Here is a 280-nt window from a genome sequence, read left to right as displayed (position 1 = left end):
AGTTCGTGGTAGGAGACCACTCTCTAGAGACGTTTAAGCCCTTGTGGCAGATTGTGATGGGTTGGGCTTGTTTTCTGTACATCACTGATGGGTATAAAGTGTACCCTTGCGTGATTGAGGATGGAGACCATTTAGTCAGTAAAACAGCCATGACTCGGGTTGAGGGCGAGAACTGTCGGTTACGACATTACTTGGCTCGATTGCACCGTAAGACGTTGTGTTATTCCAAATCGGTTGACATGCTAACGACATCAGTCCGGTTACTCATCTACTATCTCAA

General features: G+C 46.4%; 1 protein-coding gene. It reads left to right on the top strand.

Going from position 1 to position 280, the window contains the following annotated elements:
- The coding region (locus JUJ53_RS02295; RefSeq protein ID WP_204150364.1) for an IS1 family transposase at positions 1 to 280 on the top strand (280 nt) is incomplete at both ends.

Source organism: Leptolyngbya sp. CCY15150 (assembly GCF_016888135.1).
Taxonomy (GTDB): Bacteria; Cyanobacteriota; Cyanobacteriia; order RECH01; family RECH01; genus RECH01.
Note: the sequence above shows the minus strand (reverse complement) of the source record. Positions and strands in the feature narration are given on the sequence as shown.